Annotated in this window: 13 protein-coding genes; 8 read left to right on the plus strand and 5 right to left on the minus strand. The window is 61.0% G+C overall.

The genetic code is table 11. The annotated features are described in order from the left end of the window. Window positions 1–375 precede the first annotated feature (375 nt). The 8 genes from ccoG (at window position 376) to SB725_RS16950 (ending at window position 8,915) form a co-directional block, all read left to right on the plus strand. Complete coding sequence (ccoG, locus tag SB725_RS16915; RefSeq protein WP_027921712.1) at window positions 376–1,791, plus strand: cytochrome c oxidase accessory protein CcoG; 1,416 nt, start codon at window positions 376–378, stop codon at window positions 1,789–1,791. An 11-nt stretch (window positions 1,792–1,802) separates the two neighbouring features. Beyond that, on the plus strand, window positions 1,803–2,342 hold the full coding sequence (locus tag SB725_RS16920) for a FixH family protein (RefSeq protein WP_027921713.1): 540 nt from the start codon (window positions 1,803–1,805) through the stop codon (window positions 2,340–2,342). Window positions 2,343–2,409: 67 nt separating this feature from the next. Continuing rightward, a complete protein-coding gene (locus SB725_RS16925) occupies window positions 2,410–4,860 on the plus strand; it encodes a heavy metal translocating P-type ATPase (protein WP_410922288.1) in 2,451 nt (816 codons plus the stop codon). 24 nt (window positions 4,861–4,884) lie between these two features. Next, window positions 4,885–5,103 carry a cbb3-type cytochrome oxidase assembly protein CcoS gene (ccoS, locus tag SB725_RS16930; protein WP_027921715.1) on the plus strand — a complete coding sequence of 73 codons (219 nt, stop codon included), beginning with the start codon at window positions 4,885–4,887 and terminating at the stop codon, window positions 5,101–5,103. Continuing rightward, window positions 5,096–5,779 (plus strand): sulfite exporter TauE/SafE family protein, encoded by a 684-nt coding sequence (locus SB725_RS16935; RefSeq protein WP_410922290.1) that lies wholly within the window; start codon window positions 5,096–5,098, stop codon window positions 5,777–5,779. The genes ccoS and SB725_RS16935 overlap by 8 nt, the downstream gene beginning before the upstream one ends. A 235-nt stretch (window positions 5,780–6,014) precedes the next feature. After that, complete coding sequence (gene hemN, locus SB725_RS16940) at window positions 6,015–7,397, plus strand: oxygen-independent coproporphyrinogen III oxidase (RefSeq protein ID WP_027921717.1); 1,383 nt, start codon at window positions 6,015–6,017, stop codon at window positions 7,395–7,397. Window positions 7,398–7,552: 155 nt separating this feature from the next. After that, window positions 7,553–8,287, plus strand: a complete 735-nt coding sequence (fnr, locus tag SB725_RS16945) for a fumarate/nitrate reduction transcriptional regulator Fnr (RefSeq protein ID WP_027921718.1) — start codon at window positions 7,553–7,555, stop codon at window positions 8,285–8,287. Window positions 8,288–8,366: 79 nt separating this feature from the next. Continuing rightward, on the plus strand, window positions 8,367–8,915 hold the full coding sequence (locus SB725_RS16950; protein WP_027921719.1) for an adenine phosphoribosyltransferase: 549 nt from the start codon (window positions 8,367–8,369) through the stop codon (window positions 8,913–8,915). 106 nt (window positions 8,916–9,021) lie between these two features. On the opposite strand, the gene SB725_RS16955 is transcribed toward SB725_RS16950, so the two are convergent. The 5 genes from SB725_RS16955 to dnaX all read right to left on the minus strand — a co-directional run bounded on the left by SB725_RS16955 (window position 9,022) and on the right by dnaX (window position 14,795). After that, entirely contained in the window at window positions 9,022–10,170 is a 1,149-nt protein-coding gene (locus tag SB725_RS16955) for an acyl-CoA dehydrogenase family protein (RefSeq protein WP_410922293.1), read from the minus strand. A gap of 185 nt (window positions 10,171–10,355) precedes the next feature. Further along, window positions 10,356–10,958 carry a recombination mediator RecR gene (recR, locus tag SB725_RS16960; RefSeq protein WP_027921721.1) on the minus strand — a complete coding sequence of 201 codons (603 nt, stop codon included), beginning with the start codon at window positions 10,956–10,958 and terminating at the stop codon, window positions 10,356–10,358. Between the two features lie 65 nt (window positions 10,959–11,023). Beyond that, window positions 11,024–12,058 (minus strand): NADP-dependent oxidoreductase, encoded by a 1,035-nt coding sequence (locus tag SB725_RS16965; protein WP_027921722.1) that lies wholly within the window; start codon window positions 12,056–12,058, stop codon window positions 11,024–11,026. A gap of 262 nt (window positions 12,059–12,320) precedes the next feature. Continuing rightward, window positions 12,321–12,659 carry a YbaB/EbfC family nucleoid-associated protein gene (locus SB725_RS16970; protein WP_027921723.1) on the minus strand — a complete coding sequence of 113 codons (339 nt, stop codon included), beginning with the start codon at window positions 12,657–12,659 and terminating at the stop codon, window positions 12,321–12,323. Window positions 12,660–12,725: 66 nt separating this feature from the next. Beyond that, on the minus strand, window positions 12,726–14,795 hold the full coding sequence (gene dnaX, locus SB725_RS16975) for a DNA polymerase III subunit gamma/tau (RefSeq protein WP_027921724.1): 2,070 nt from the start codon (window positions 14,793–14,795) through the stop codon (window positions 12,726–12,728). Between the last annotated feature and the right edge of the window lie 55 nt (window positions 14,796–14,850).

Genomic DNA, 14,850 nt, shown 5'->3' on the forward strand with positions numbered 1-14,850 from the left:
CCCCCTCTAATTAATTAATAGTATTTCACTCACTGAAATTTCCAACACTATTAAAGGCCGGTATTTATCGTCAAACAGCGAACCGGGTGCCAGACAATCAAAGGCAAAAGGCTTGCCCCTTCACCGACCCCAAGCATGAAATCTGCAACTGAACGAGCCCTGCCCCCCAAAATTCGTCCATACTTCACAAGTCAATTGATCTGCATCACGTTTTGTTACATCTGCTACACCATTCAGGTTTTTTTCCCAACGCGACCAAAGGTCGCACCCTTGTGCTAGAGCTTCAGGCGTATCATTGCGCCACTGCACCACCCCTTTTGACCGCGGTCGGCATGTACTGACCGAGGCATTTTTCCACTGCCGTGGGATGCAATGATGAGCAACCAGATTCCGGTACACGACGTCACTCCACCCAACAAGAACGCGAACAACAGCGTCGACCTCTACGCCTCTCGAGAAAAGATCTACACCCGCGCCTTCACGGGTTTGTTCCGTAACCTGCGGATGATGGGCGGCGCCTTTTTGTTTCTGTTGTATTTCGGCACGGTGTGGCTGAACTGGGGCGGCCACCAAGCTGTCTGGTGGAACCTGCCGGAGCGTAAATTCTTTATTTTTGGCGCAACCTTCTGGCCTCAGGACTTCATCCTGCTGTCGGGGATTTTGATCATCAGTGCCTTCGGCCTGTTCTTCATTACGGTCTACGCCGGTCGCGTGTGGTGCGGTTACACCTGCCCGCAGAGCGTCTGGACATGGATCTTCATGTGGTGCGAAAAGGTCACCGAAGGCGACCGCAACCAGCGCATCAAGCTCGACAAAGCGCCGATGAGCGCCAACAAATTCCTGCGCAAGCTCAGCAAACATTCGATGTGGCTGCTGATCGGGTTTGTCACCGGCCTGACCTTCGTCGGTTACTTCTCGCCGATCCGTGAGCTGGTATTCGACTTCTTCACCGGCGAAGCGGATGGCTGGTCGTATTTCTGGGTCGGTTTCTTCACCCTCGCCACCTACGGCAACGCCGGCTGGTTGCGCGAGCAGGTGTGCATTTACATGTGCCCGTACGCGCGCTTCCAAAGCGTGATGTTCGACAAAGACACGCTGATCGTTTCCTACGATCCACGCCGCGGTGAGTCCCGTGGCCCGCGCAAGAAAGGCATCGACTACAAGGCTCAAGGCCTGGGCGATTGCATCGACTGCACCATGTGCGTACAGGTTTGCCCGACTGGCATCGACATCCGCGATGGCCTGCAAATCGAGTGCATCGGCTGTGCCGCCTGTATCGACGCCTGCGACGCCATCATGGACAAGATGGATTACCCGCGCGGCCTGATCAGCTACACCACCGAGCACAACCTGTCCGGGCAAAAAACCCATAAACTGCGCCCGCGCCTGATCGGCTATGCCGTGGTGCTGCTGGCGATGATCTCGTTGTTGATCACCGCGTTCTTCATGCGCTCGCTGGTCGGTTTCGACGTCAGCAAAGACCGCGTGCTGTACCGCGAGAACGCCGAGGGCCGGATCGAAAACGTCTACAGCCTGAAGATCATGAACAAGGATCAGCGCGACCACACCTACGTGCTGGAAGCCACCGGCCTGCCGGACCTCAAGCTGCAAGGCAAGCGCGAGATCAAAGTCGCCGCCGGGGAAATTTTCAGCCAGCCAGTGGAGCTGTCCAGTGCACCGGAACAACTGCCATCGAGCACCAACGAGGTGAAATTCATCCTCAAGGATGCCGATGACGACAGCGTTCATGTTGAAGCCAAGAGCCGATTCATCGGCCCCCAAATTCGTTGAGAGAAGTGATCATGCCCGCAGCAACTGCCGCAAGTCCCTGGTACAAGCACCTTTGGCCGTGGATCATCATCGGGATTCTGGCCTGCTCGGTGACCCTGACCTTGTCCATGGTGACCATCGCGGTGAACAACCCGGACAACCTGGTGAACGACAACTACTACGAAGCCGGCAAAGGCATCAACCGCTCCCTCGACCGTGAACTGTTGGCCCAGACCCTGCTGTTACGGGCCAGCGTGCATCTGGATGGCGTGACCGGCGAAGTCGACCTGCACCTGAGCGGCAACAGCCAACCGAAAACCCTTGAACTGAACCTGATCTCGCCGACGCAACCGGAGAAGGATCGCAAGATCACCCTCGCCCACAGCGACACGGAACAGGGCCGCTACATCGGTCAACTGAGCGACAAGGTCGAAGGCCGTCGCTTTGTAGAACTGCTGGGGGTCGAAGGCGACAAGACCTGGCGCCTGTTCGAAGAAGAACAGGTCAGCCATGACAAGGACCTGCTGCTGGGCGATGAGCCGCTGCAAGGCGCGGAAGACCTGAAAAAGTAAGCCCGACTCTGATCGTTCCCACGCTCTGCGTGGGAACGATCATCGGACAACCCCCTGTGAAAACCGAATGACCACTCCAACCCCCTGCTACCACTGCGCCCTGCCCGTCCCGGCTGGCAGCCGCTTCACCGCGGCGGTCCTGGGTGAAACCCGCGAGTTCTGCTGCCCGGGTTGCCAGGCCGTGGCCGAGGCGATTGTGGCGGGCGGATTGGAAAGCTATTACCAGCATCGCAGCGAGTCATCGGCCAACCCCGAAGCCTTGCCGGTGCAGTTGGTGGACGAACTGGCGCTGTACGACCGCGCCGACGTGCAAGCGCCGTTCGTGCGCCACGACGGCGACCTCGCCGAAACCACCCTGTTGATGGAAGGCATCAGCTGCGCCGCGTGCGGCTGGCTGATCGAGAAACACCTGCGCGGCTTGCCGGCGGTGGCCGAAGCGCGCCTCAACCTGTCCAACCATCGCTTGCACGTACGCTGGGCCGATGCGCAATTACCGTTGAGCAAGGTGCTCAGTGAGTTGCGCCATATCGGTTACGCCGCCCACCCCTATCAAGCCGACCGCGCCAGTGAACAACTGGCCAGTGAGAACCGTCTGGCCTTGCGCCAACTCGGCGTGGCCGGCCTGCTGTGGTTCCAGGCGATGATGGCGACGATGGCCACCTGGCCGGAATTCAACATCGACCTCAGCCCCGAACTGCACACCATTCTGCGTTGGGTCGCGCTGTTCCTGACCACGCCAATCGTGTTCTACAGCTGTGCGCCGTTCTTCAAAGGCGCGATGCGCGACCTGCGCACCCGCCACCTGACCATGGACGTGTCGGTGTCGCTGGCGATTGGCAGCGCCTACCTCGCCGGGATCTGGACTTCGATCAGCGGCGTTGGTGAGCTGTATTTCGATGCAGTCGGCATGTTTGCGCTGTTCCTGCTGGCCGGTCGTTATCTGGAACGCCGCGCCCGAGAACGTACCGCTGCGGCCACTGCCCAATTGGTCAACCTGCTGCCCGCTTCATGCCTGCGCCTGAGCGCGGATGGCCAGAGCGAGCGAATCCTGCTCAGCGAATTGCGCGTCGACGATCAGGTGCTGGTCCATCCGGGGGCCATTCTGCCGGCAGACGGCAAGATCCTCGACGGTCAGTCGAGCATCGATGAATCGTTGCTGACCGGTGAATACTTGCCGCAACCGCGAATGCCAGGCGATGCAGTCACCGCCGGCACGTTGAACGTTGAAGGCGCGCTGACCGTGCAAGTGTTGGCCCTGGGCCAGGACACACGACTGTCCGCCATTGTCCGCCTGTTGGATCGCGCGCAAGCCGAAAAGCCGCGCCTGGCGGAAATCGCCGACCGCGCCGCGCAGTGGTTTTTGCTGCTATCGCTGATCGCCGCTGCCGCCATTGGCCTGTTGTGGTGGGAACTCGATTCATCCCGGGCCTTCTGGATTGTGCTGGCCATGCTCGTCGCCACTTGTCCGTGTGCCTTGTCCCTCGCGACGCCCACCGCGCTGACCGCCGCCACCGGCACGCTGCACAAACTCGGCCTGCTGTTGACGCGCGGCCATGTGTTGGAAGGTCTGAACCAGATCGACACGGTGATCTTCGACAAGACCGGGACCCTGACTGAAGGGCGCCTCGCCTTACGTTCAATCCGCCCGCTGGCCGCACTCGACAGGGACCAATGCCTGAGCCTGGCGGCCGCGCTGGAAAACCGCTCCGAACACCCGATCGCCCGCGCCTTCGGCCGCGCGCCACTGGCCGCCGAAGAAGTCCACAGCACACCGGGGCTGGGGCTTGAAGGCCTGGTCGGCGTACAACGCCTGCGCATTGGCCAGCCAGGTTTTGTCTGCGAACTCAGTGGCGCTGCCGCACCTTCGATGCCCGATGAAGCGGGCCAATGGCTGCTGCTCGGCGACAGTCAGGGCCCTCTGGCGTGGTTTGTCCTCGACGACCGGTTGCGCGCAGATGCCCCTGCGTTGCTGCAAGCCTGCAAGGCGCGGGGATGGCGCACATTGCTGCTGTCCGGAGACAGCTCGCCGATGGTCGCCAGCGTTGCCGCCGAGTTGGGAATCGACGAGGCGCGTGGCGGTTTGCGTCCCGACGACAAATTGCAAGTCCTGCAACAACTGCACAAGGAAGGCCGCAAGGTGTTGATGCTCGGAGACGGGGTCAACGACGTGCCGGTACTGGCCGCGGCCGACATCAGCGTGGCGATGGGCTCGGCCACGGATCTGGCGAAAACCAGTGCCGATGCCGTGTTACTGTCCAACCGTCTCGACGCACTGGTGCAAGCCTTCAGTCTGGCCCGGCGAACCCGTCGGGTAATCATCGAGAACCTGCTGTGGGCCGGGCTGTACAATGGCCTCATGTTGCCGTTCGCTGCCCTCGGCTGGATCACTCCGGTGTGGGCTGCCGTCGGCATGTCGATCAGTTCGTTGACCGTGGTGCTCAATGCCCTGCGCCTGACTCGCTTGCCGAGCTCGCCAGCCACCCGCGCCACGCCAGAAACCCGCCCGTTGCCGGCCTGAGCCGCGCGGGCATGGAGTCCACCCATGCCAGCTCTTTACGTGATGATTCCGGCCGCGCTGCTGATCGTGGCCATCGCCGTCTACATCTTCTTCTGGGCGGTGGACAGCGGTCAGTACGATGACCTCGACGGCCCGGCCCACAGCATTCTGTTCGACGACCAGGACCCGGCCCACAAAGCTGCGGTCGATGAAGCCAGCGGCCATCCGGCCAAACCCGACGACAAGGCGCCGCCTCATGCTTGAATTGGCGCCACTGCTGGTGTCTGCGGTGATTCTCGGCTTGCTCGGGGGCGGCCATTGCCTGGGTATGTGCGGCGGCTTGATGGGCGCGTTGACCCTGGCGATTCCCAAGGAACAACGCAGCCGACGCTTTCGCTTGCTGCTGGCCTACAACCTGGGCCGCATCCTCAGCTACGCCACCGCCGGCCTCTTGATCGGCCTGGCCGGCTGGGCCGTGGCCAACAGCCCGGCAGCGATGTTTATGCGGGTCATCGCCGGTCTGCTGCTGATCGCCATGGGGCTGTACCTCGCCGGTTGGTGGGCCGGCCTGACCCGCATCGAAAGCCTGGGTCGCGGCCTGTGGCGGCATATCCAGCCGATTGCCAACAAACTGCTGCCCGTGTCGAGCCTGCCCCGCGCCTTGCTGCTGGGCGCGCTCTGGGGCTGGCTACCGTGCGGGTTGGTTTACAGCACTTTGCTGTGGTCGGCGAGTCAGGGGAATGCGCTGGACAGCGCTTTGTTGATGCTCGCGTTCGGCCTGGGCACCTGGCCGGTGTTGCTGGCCACAGGCCTGGCGGCTGAGCGGGTGACGGCGCTGTTGCGTAAACGCAGCGTGCGCATGGCCGGTGGTCTGCTGGTGATGCTGTTCGGCCTCTGGACCTTGCCGGGGCCGCATCAGCATTGGTTGATGGGTCACTAGTCCGCCCTGTAGCAGCTGCCGCAGGCTGCGTTCGAGGACGAAGTCCTCGCCTATACAAAGCATGCAAATCCCCTGAGAGCCCGAGGTGAAAGGTTTACGACTGCTTAGCAGCCGGACGCAGCCTTCGGCAGCTGCTACACGTCCGTGCTCACCGTTGATGCAAATCAAGATGCCCCAACGCCTCCCCCCCTAGACTCGCCCACACTGCAAGCCTATCCGGGGGAATGCCCGCATGATGCTCGACGCCATTCGTTGGGACACCGATCTGATCCGCCGTTATGACCTGGCGGGACCGCGCTACACCTCTTACCCGACGGCTGTGCAATTCCACAGTCAAGTCGGCTCGTTCGACCTGCTTCACGCACTGCGCGACAGCCGCAAGGCCCTGCGCCCGTTGTCGCTGTACGTGCATGTGCCGTTCTGCGCGAACATTTGCTACTACTGCGCCTGCAACAAAGTCATCACCAAGGATCGCGGCCGCGCCCTGCCCTACTTGCAGCGTCTTGAGCAGGAAATCCAGCTGATCGCTTGTCACCTCGACCCGGCGCAGAAGGTCGAACAACTGCACTTCGGCGGCGGCACCCCGACGTTCCTCAGCCACGATGAACTGCGCCAGTTAATGGCTCAACTGCGCAAGAGCTTCAACTTGCTGGACGATGATTCCGGCGACTACGGCATCGAAATCGATCCTCGCGAAGCCGACTGGTCAACCATGGGCCTGTTGCGCGAGCTGGGGTTCAATCGTGTCAGCATTGGTTTGCAAGACCTCGACCCGGCCGTGCAACGGGCGGTCAATCGCCTCCAAAGCCTGGAAGAAACCCGCGCGGTGATCGATGCCGCCCGGACCCTGCAATTTCGCTCGATCAACATCGACCTGATTTACGGCTTGCCCCGGCAGACGCCCGAAAACTTCGCCCGCACGGTGGATGAAGTGATCAACCTGCAACCGGATCGGCTCTCGGTGTTCAACTACGCGCACCTGCCCGAACGCTTCATGCCGCAGCGACGCATCAACAGCGACGAGCTGCCGACACCGGCGCAGAAGCTGGAAATGCTCCAGCGCACCATCGAGCAACTGACCACGGCCGGTTACCGCTACATCGGCATGGACCACTTCGCCCTGCCCGACGACGAACTGGCGATCGCCCAGGAGGAATCAACCCTGCAGCGCAATTTTCAGGGCTACACCACCCACGGCCATTGCGATTTGATCGGTTTGGGGGTGTCAGCCATCAGCCAGATCGGTGATCTGTACTGCCAGAACACCAGCGACCTGGCTCAATACCAGAACACCCTGGCCACGGGTCAACTGGCCACCAGCCGTGGCCTGGTGTGCAACGCCGATGATCGGCTGCGGCGGGCGGTGATACAGCAGCTGATCTGCAGGTTCAGCCTGGAATTCGTCGAGATCGAGCAAGCGTTCAACATCGACTTTCGCGGTTACTTCGGCCAGTTGTGGCCGCAGTTGCTGACCATGGCCGATGACGGCTTGATCAGCCTCGACAACGAACGAATCACTGTACTGCCGGCCGGTCGTTTGCTGGTGCGCTCGGTGTGCATGGTGTTCGATGCTTATCTGCAGCAACTCAACCACCAACGATTTTCCCGGGTGATCTAATTCTTCATCGCCATGGAGGCGGATTTCAGCGTTTACAGGACCGCCAAACATCACGCGGTATCGTGGCGTGACAATATCTGCACAAACTGGCCGGAATGCCATCCCGTGGGTTACCCTTACGTCTTATGTGTGATTTTCCCACAAGGATTGAAGAAATGTCCGAGCCAGTCAAACTGCGTGCTCATAACCAGGCCCATTGCAAGGATTGCAGCCTCGCCCCCCTGTGTTTACCGCTGTCTCTGAACCTGGAGGACATGGACGCGCTGGACGACATCGTCAAGCGTGGCCGTCCGCTGAAAAAAGGTGAGTTCCTGTTTCGCCAGGGCGACACCTTCGATTGCGTCTATGCGGTGCGCTCCGGCGCCCTCAAGACCTTCAGCCTGAGCGACGCCGGTGAAGAACAGCTCACCGGTTTCCACTTGCCGAGTGAACTGGTCGGCCTGTCGGGCATGGACACTGAAAAGCACCCCGTGTCCGCGCAAGCGCTGGAAACCACCTCAGTGTGCGAAATCCCTTTCGATCGCCTCGACGAACTGTCCGTGCAACTGCCGCAACTGCGTCGCCAGTTAATGCGCGTCATGAGTCGCGAGATTCGCGACGATCAACAAATGATGCTGCTGCTGTCGAAAAAAACCGCCGACGAGCGCATTGCCACGTTCCTGGTCAACCTGTCGGCACGTTTCCGCGCCCGCGGTTTCTCGGCCAACCAGTTCCGCCTGAGCATGTCGCGCAACGAAATCGGCAATTACCTGGGGCTGGCGGTCGAAACCGTGTCCCGGGTGTTCACCCGTTTTCAGCAGAGCGAATTGATCGCCGCTGAAGGCAAGGAAATTCGTATCCTCGACCCGATCCAACTCTGCGCGCTGGCCGGCGGCTCTCTCGAAGGCTGATTGTCACCCTTGCGGCTGAGCGAAACGGTTCAGCCGCCGTTATACTGCGACGTTTGCAGCCTGCCAGGACACCTCGACGATGGTCTTCGACTCCTTCGACATCAAATCCCTGATCCGCCCCGTGATCGACTTCCCCAAGCCGGGCGTGATCTTTCGTGACATCACGCCGTTGTTTCAGTCACCCACGGCCCTGCGCCTGGTGATGGACAGCTTTGCCCATCGCTACGTCGAAGCCGATTTCACCCACATCGGGGCGATGGACGCGCGTGGCTTCCTGATCGGTTCGGTGCTGGCGTATCAGTTGAACAAACCGCTGGTGCTGTTCCGCAAGCAAGGCAAACTGCCGGCCGACGTGTTGGCCGAGGGTTACGCGACCGAGTACGGCGAAGCGTTCCTCGAGGTCCACGCCGACAGCCTGTGCGAGGGCGATTCGGTGGTGATGTTCGATGACTTGATTGCCACGGGCGGCACGCTGATTGCGGCGGCGAACCTGATTCGACGCATGGGCGCGCGGGTTCATGAAGCGGCGGCGATTATTGATCTGCCGGAGCTGGGTGGGTCGCAGCGATTGGAAGATATGGGGATTCCTACTTTCTGCCTGACGCAGTTTGCGTTGACTGACAAGTAAGCGGCGTTGGTACTGACGCCATCGCGGGCAAGCCCGGCTCCCACAGTGACCTATGTCATATGAGAGCCGGGCTTGCCCGCGATGACGTCAGCCGCTACACCACCAATCAAAGCCCCATCTGTTTACTGATAATCTCGTTCATCACCTCCCGCGTCCCGCCGCCAATCGACAGAATCCGGTTATCCCGGTACAGCCGCTCCACAAGGCTGTCACGCATGTAACCCAAGCCTCCCAGAATCTGCACCGCATCATTGACGATCCGGTCCGCCGTGTCGGTGGCAAAGTTCTTGGCCATCGAAATTTCCTTGATCACACTCTGCCCCGCCGCCATCTTCGCCGCCTGGCGATAGGTAAATTCCCGAGACACTTCCAGCGCGGTCGCCATCTCGGCGAGGCGATGCTTGAGTACCTGGAACTTGCCGATGGGTTTACCGAAAGCTTCGCGCTGACGCGCCCACTTCAGGCTCTCCTCCAGCGCCAGCTGCGCAGTCATGTTGGCCATCAATGCCAACGCCAGCCGCTCACTCTGAAAGTTACCCATGATGCAGGCGAAACCCATGTTTTGCGCGCCAATCAGATTGCCCACCGGCACCCGACAGTCATCGAAGAACAACTCCGCGGTGTCCGATGCCCACCAGCCCATTTTCTTCAACTGACGGCCGACGGTGAAACCGGGTGTGCCCTTCTCGATCAACAACAGGCTGATGCCGCCAAAACCGGGCTCGCCGGTGCGCACTGCGACGGTGTAGTAATCGGCGCGAACGCCGCTGGTGATGAAGGTTTTGCTGCCGCTGACGCGATAGAAGTCGCCGTCACGCACGGCGCGGGTTTGCAGATTGGCGACGTCGGAACCGCCGCTGGGTTCGGTGACCGCCAGGGCGCTGATCTTCTCGCCGGTCAGCACCTGCGGCACCACGCGATCACGCACTTCGGGCCGGGCCCACTTGAGGATCGGTGGCAAGCCGATGTCCAGCGACCCCAAACCGGCCACCAGTCCACCCGAGCCACAGCGCATGAGCTCTTCGCTGGCAGCGACCTTGGCGAACAGATCACCTTCATGGCTGCCGCCCAGCGCTTCGGGATAGCCAATTCCCAGAATCCCGGCAGCACCGGCCTTGAGGTGGAGCTCACGGGGAAAGCTTTCAGCTTCCTCCCACTGATCAATGTCCGGAAGGATCTCCCGCTCGACGAAACGTCTGACGCTGTCACGGACCAATTGGTGGCTGGGATCGAAGTATTCCTGAAAGGCAGGCATCGGCGAACTCCACTGAAGGTTCAGCGACGTTAACCGAGCGCTTGCTTGGTTTTCAACAGGATTGTGTCAATACGGAGAACTGAGGCGCGGCCATCGCGGGCAAGCCTAGCTCCCACAATGCTGTGGTGAACACTGGAGATCCAGTGTGGGAGCCGGGCTTGCCCGCGATGAGGCCCGTTCAGCCACTACAAGGCTATCGGCTTACGCCCGGCAAACGAATGCGCCAACGTCCCGCCATCCACCAACTCCAGCTCACCCCCCAACGGCACACCGTGAGCAATACGCGAAGCAATCAGCCCCTTATTGCTAAGCAACTGCGCAATGTAATGCGCCGTCGCCTCACCTTCCACCGTCGGGTTGGTCGCAAGAATGACTTCGGTAAAAGTCCCGGCCTCTTCAATCCGCGCCATCAACTGCGGAATACCAATCGCCTCAGGCCCAAGACCGTCAAGCGGCGACAAATGCCCTTTGAGCACGAAGTAGCGACCACGGAAACCGGTCTGCTCCACCGCATAGACATCCATTGGCCCTTCCACCACACACAACAACGTGTCGTCACGGCGGGTATCCGCGCACTGCGGGCACAGGTCGTCCTCGGTCAGCGTGCGGCACAAACGGCAATGGCCCACCCCTTCCATGGCCTGACTCAAGGCCAACGCCAGTCGCGAACCACCGCTGCGATCACGCTCAAGCAGTTGCAGCGCCATGCGCTGGGCGGTTTTCTGACCCACGCCCGGCAAAATTCGCAGGGCATCGATCAGTTGGCGAATCAAAGGGCTGAAGCTCATAGGGAAACGTCCGACAAAACAACGAGACGCGGTTTATACCCGCGCCTCTCTTTAGCGTCAAATACTCAGTCCTGCGCGACCCGCACCACCAGTTTGCCGAAGTTGCGCCCTTCCAGCAGACCAATGAATGCTTCGGGTGCCTGTTCGAGACCATCGACCACGTCTTCGCGGAATTTCACCTTGCCGTCGCGCACCCACGGCGCCATGGCACTGATGAATTCCGGCTGGCGATCGCCGTAGTCGTCGAACACGATGAAGCCCTGGATTCGCACGCGCTTGGTCAAAATCGTCCGTTGCAATTGCGGCAGACGATCCGGGCCGCTCGGGGCTTCGTGGGCGTTGTAGGAAGCGATCAGGCCGCACAGCGGAATACGCGCCTTGGGGTTGAGCAGCGGCAATACCGCGTCGAACACCTTGCCACCGACGTTCTCGTAATAGATGTCGATGCCGTTGGGGCACGCCTTCGCCAACTCTTGGGCGAAGTCCGGACTCTTGTGGTCGACGCAGGCATCAAAACCTAATTCGTCGACGACATAACGGCATTTTTCCGCGCCACCGGCGACGCCGACCGTGCGTAAACCCTTGATCTTCGCTACCTGACCGACCACCGACCCCACGGCACCGGATGCCGCCGCGACCACCAGGGTTTCGCCGGACTTCGGCTGGCCAATGTCCATCAGCCCCATATAGGCCGTCATGCCCGGCATCCCCAGCACGCCCAAGGCCATCGACGGGCTCGGCAACCCGGACGGCACCGGGATGATGTTGCGACCGTCGCTGATGCTATGGCTCTGCCAGCCGGTGGAGCCGACGACCACATCACCTTCCTGGAATTTTGGATTCAACGAGCGTTCGACCCGGCTGACAGCGCCACCGGTCATGACCTCGCCGATTTCGACCGGGGCGGCATAGGACGGCGCGTCACTCATGCGACCGCGCATGTACGGGTCCAGCGACAGGTAAAGGGTCTTGAGCAGGACCTGACCGTCAGCGAGCTCCGGCAACGCTTCCCTTTCCAGGCGAAAATTCTCCGGCGTCGGCGCGCCAACCGGGCGGGACGCCAGGACGATACGTTGGTTGAGGGTCAATGCTTGTGGCATGTGAGCGTCTCCTTTGATCGAGAATCGAGTGGTATAGGGGAGCAGACCTTTGTGGCGGTTTCAGGTTCGATGTTTCGTCAGGTGTACCGAGGTGACTTCATCGCGGGCAAGCCACGCTCCCACAGGATTGAGGTGATCCCTGTGGGAGCTAGGCTTGCCCGCGATGGCGATCGCACAGACGCTACACCCATCAGGCAGAAACAAAAATGCCAGGCGCGATGCCTGGCATTTTTTTGTAGCTCATCCGATGCGCTTTAGCGAATCAGAATGGCAGCTTCATGCCCGGCGGCAATTGCATGCCTGCGGTCATGCCGGACATTTTGTCCTGGCTGTTCGCTTCGATCTTGCGCACGGCATCGTTGACGGCGGCGGCGACGACGGCTTCCAGCATCTCTTTGTCGTCTTCGCTCAGGCCTTCAACCAGGCTTGGGTCGATGGTCACGCTCTTGACGTCGTGACGACCGGTCATCACCACGGTGACCATATCGCCGCCCGCTTTACCGATGACTTCGGCGTTGGCCAGCTCTTCCTGCATCTTGGCCATTTTTTCCTGCATCTGCTGTGCCTGCTTCATCAGGCCGGCCATGCCACCTTTCATCATGGGAATCACCTCAAAAGTACTTGGATTAAACAGCGTCCGGCCCTGTTGACCGAACGCCTTCAGTTATTAGCCCTGACTGACCAGAGCGTCGACAGGTTCAATAGTATCGTTACGGATCACCGCACCGAACTGTTGCATCATTTGCTGGATGAACGGATCGCCGTGGATCGACTCCTCGGCCTCGCGCTGACGGTTGGCACGGCGCCGGGACGCCGCCTGGGCCGGAGTTTCCTGCTCAGGCTTGATCAGCTCCATGCTCAGGGTCAGCGTGCGCCCGTGAAACTGGTTCAGCGCATCGTTGAGACGACGTTGCTGGGTCGCATTGAACAAGGCGCTGTGGGCCGGGTCCAGGTGCATCAGCCAGTGATCGCCCTCGACGGAAATCAGCGTGCAGTTGGCGGCAATGCTGCCCGTCATGCCGGAGATCGGCAGTTTCGGGAACATTTCCAGCCATTGCAGCGCCAGACCGGTGGCCGGCATCGCAGCGGGTTCCGGCTCCGGTTCCGGCGCGGGTTCGGCGGTGTGTTCGCTGGCCAGTTCATCAAGGTAACTGTAGGCCGAATCCATGTCCGGCTCGATGTAATCCTCGTCCAGCGGCGGTTCGTCGTCCTGGTCGATGCCAGGGGTAGCGGCATCGACGTCGGCAACGGACGGTTCCGGGATCGGCGCAGCGGCCCACTCCGGCGCATCCGGCACCACGCTGTCCGGCGTTGGCAACGGCATTGGCGGCAACTCGGGCTGCTCGCTGGCGGTTTCCAGTACCGGCTCGACGGCGGGTTGCTGCATGACGTCGGGAACGACCGGGTCGTTCCACGGCAAATCGACGACGGCCTCGACCGCTACGGGCTCAACCACCGGTTCCGGTACGACAACGGGCGCAACCGGTTCAGGTTCCGGCGCGGGAACTGGAACGGCAACAACGGGAGCAGGTGCAACTGCCGCAGCGACTACCGGCGCAACAACCGGCGCGGCAGCCACTGAATTTGCGGAATCAACTGTGGCCTGGCTGATCCCCACTGGCTTTAGCGGTTGCCTCGGGGCGTCCGCGGTGTCTGCGGGGCGGAAGGCGAGCATCCGCAGCAGGACCATTTCAAAGCCACCACGCGGGTCCGGCGCCAGCGGCAAATCACGCCGGCCGATCAGGCCCATCTGGTAATAAAACTGCACGTCTTCGGCTGGCAACGCCTGGGCCAGCGCCAGTACCCGGTCACGGTCGCCGTGACCGTTGTCGACGCCTTCAGGCAAGGCCTGGGCGATGGCGACGCGGTGCAGTACGTTGAGAATTTCCGAAAGCACGCCGTTCCAGTCCGGGCCTTGTTCGGCCAGATGACGAACGCCTTCGAGCAACGCCTTGGCGTCACCTTCGATCAACGCATGCAAAACGTCGTAGACCTGGCCGTGATCCAGCGTACCGAGCATCGCCCGCACGTCGGCGGCCATGACCTTGCCTTCACCGAAGGCGATGGCCTGGTCAGTGAGGCTCATGGCATCGCGCATCGAGCCATCGGCGGCACGGCCCAACAGCCACAATGCGTCGTCTTCGAACGGTACATTCTCGACACCCAGCACGTGGGTCAAATGCTCGACTACGCGTTCCGGCGTCATGTTCTTCAGGGAGAACTGCAGGCACCGCGACAGAATGGTTGCAGGAAGTTTCTGCGGATCGGTCGTCGCCAGGATGAACTTGACATAGGGCGGCGGCTCTTCGAGGGTTTTCAGCAGCGCATTGAAGGAATGGCTGGAGAGCATGTGCACTTCGTCGATCAGGTAGACCTTGAAGCGCCCGCGGCTCGGGGCGTACTGCACGTTGTCGAGCAGTTCGCGGGTGTCTTCGACCTTGGTCCGGCTCGCGGCGTCGATCTCGATCAGGTCGACAAAGCGCCCTTCATCGATTTCGCGGCACACCGAGCACTCGCCGCACGGCGTCGAAGTGATACCTGTTTCACAGTTCAGACATTTGGCGATGATCCGCGCAATGGTGGTCTTGCCCACCCCGCGCGTACCGGTAAACAGGTAGGCATGGTGCAGCCGCTGGCTGTCCAAGGCATTAATCAGAGCCTTGAGCACATGGGTCTGGCCGACCATTTCGCGGAACGAGCGCGGACGCCATTTACGTGCAAGAACCTGATAACTCATCGAAAACCGTCGCAACGAAGGAACAGAAGCGGCTAATGCTAGCGGAGCAAGGCCA

The sequence above is a fragment of the Pseudomonas sp. SIMBA_041 genome (assembly GCF_046535095.1).
In the GTDB taxonomy this organism is placed as follows: Bacteria; Pseudomonadota; Gammaproteobacteria; order Pseudomonadales; family Pseudomonadaceae; genus Aquipseudomonas; species Aquipseudomonas mucoides.

Coding starts and splice junctions, on each gene's coding strand:
- ccoG (WP_027921712.1), top strand. CDS start 376: ATGAGCAACCAGATTCCGGTACACGACGTCACTCCACCCAACAAGAAC.
- SB725_RS16920 (WP_027921713.1), top strand. CDS start 1,803: ATGCCCGCAGCAACTGCCGCAAGTCCCTGGTACAAGCACCTTTGGCCG.
- SB725_RS16925 (WP_410922288.1), top strand. CDS start 2,410: ATGACCACTCCAACCCCCTGCTACCACTGCGCCCTGCCCGTCCCGGCT.
- ccoS (WP_027921715.1), top strand. CDS start 4,885: ATGCCAGCTCTTTACGTGATGATTCCGGCCGCGCTGCTGATCGTGGCC.
- SB725_RS16935 (WP_410922290.1), top strand. CDS start 5,096: ATGCTTGAATTGGCGCCACTGCTGGTGTCTGCGGTGATTCTCGGCTTG.
- hemN (WP_027921717.1), top strand. CDS start 6,015: ATGCTCGACGCCATTCGTTGGGACACCGATCTGATCCGCCGTTATGAC.
- fnr (WP_027921718.1), top strand. CDS start 7,553: ATGTCCGAGCCAGTCAAACTGCGTGCTCATAACCAGGCCCATTGCAAG.
- SB725_RS16950 (WP_027921719.1), top strand. CDS start 8,367: ATGGTCTTCGACTCCTTCGACATCAAATCCCTGATCCGCCCCGTGATC.
- SB725_RS16955 (WP_410922293.1), bottom strand. CDS start 10,170: ATGCCTGCCTTTCAGGAATACTTCGATCCCAGCCACCAATTGGTCCGT.
- recR (WP_027921721.1), bottom strand. CDS start 10,958: ATGAGCTTCAGCCCTTTGATTCGCCAACTGATCGATGCCCTGCGAATT.
- SB725_RS16965 (WP_027921722.1), bottom strand. CDS start 12,058: ATGCCACAAGCATTGACCCTCAACCAACGTATCGTCCTGGCGTCCCGC.
- SB725_RS16970 (WP_027921723.1), bottom strand. CDS start 12,659: ATGATGAAAGGTGGCATGGCCGGCCTGATGAAGCAGGCACAGCAGATG.
- dnaX (WP_027921724.1), bottom strand. CDS start 14,795: ATGAGTTATCAGGTTCTTGCACGTAAATGGCGTCCGCGCTCGTTCCGC.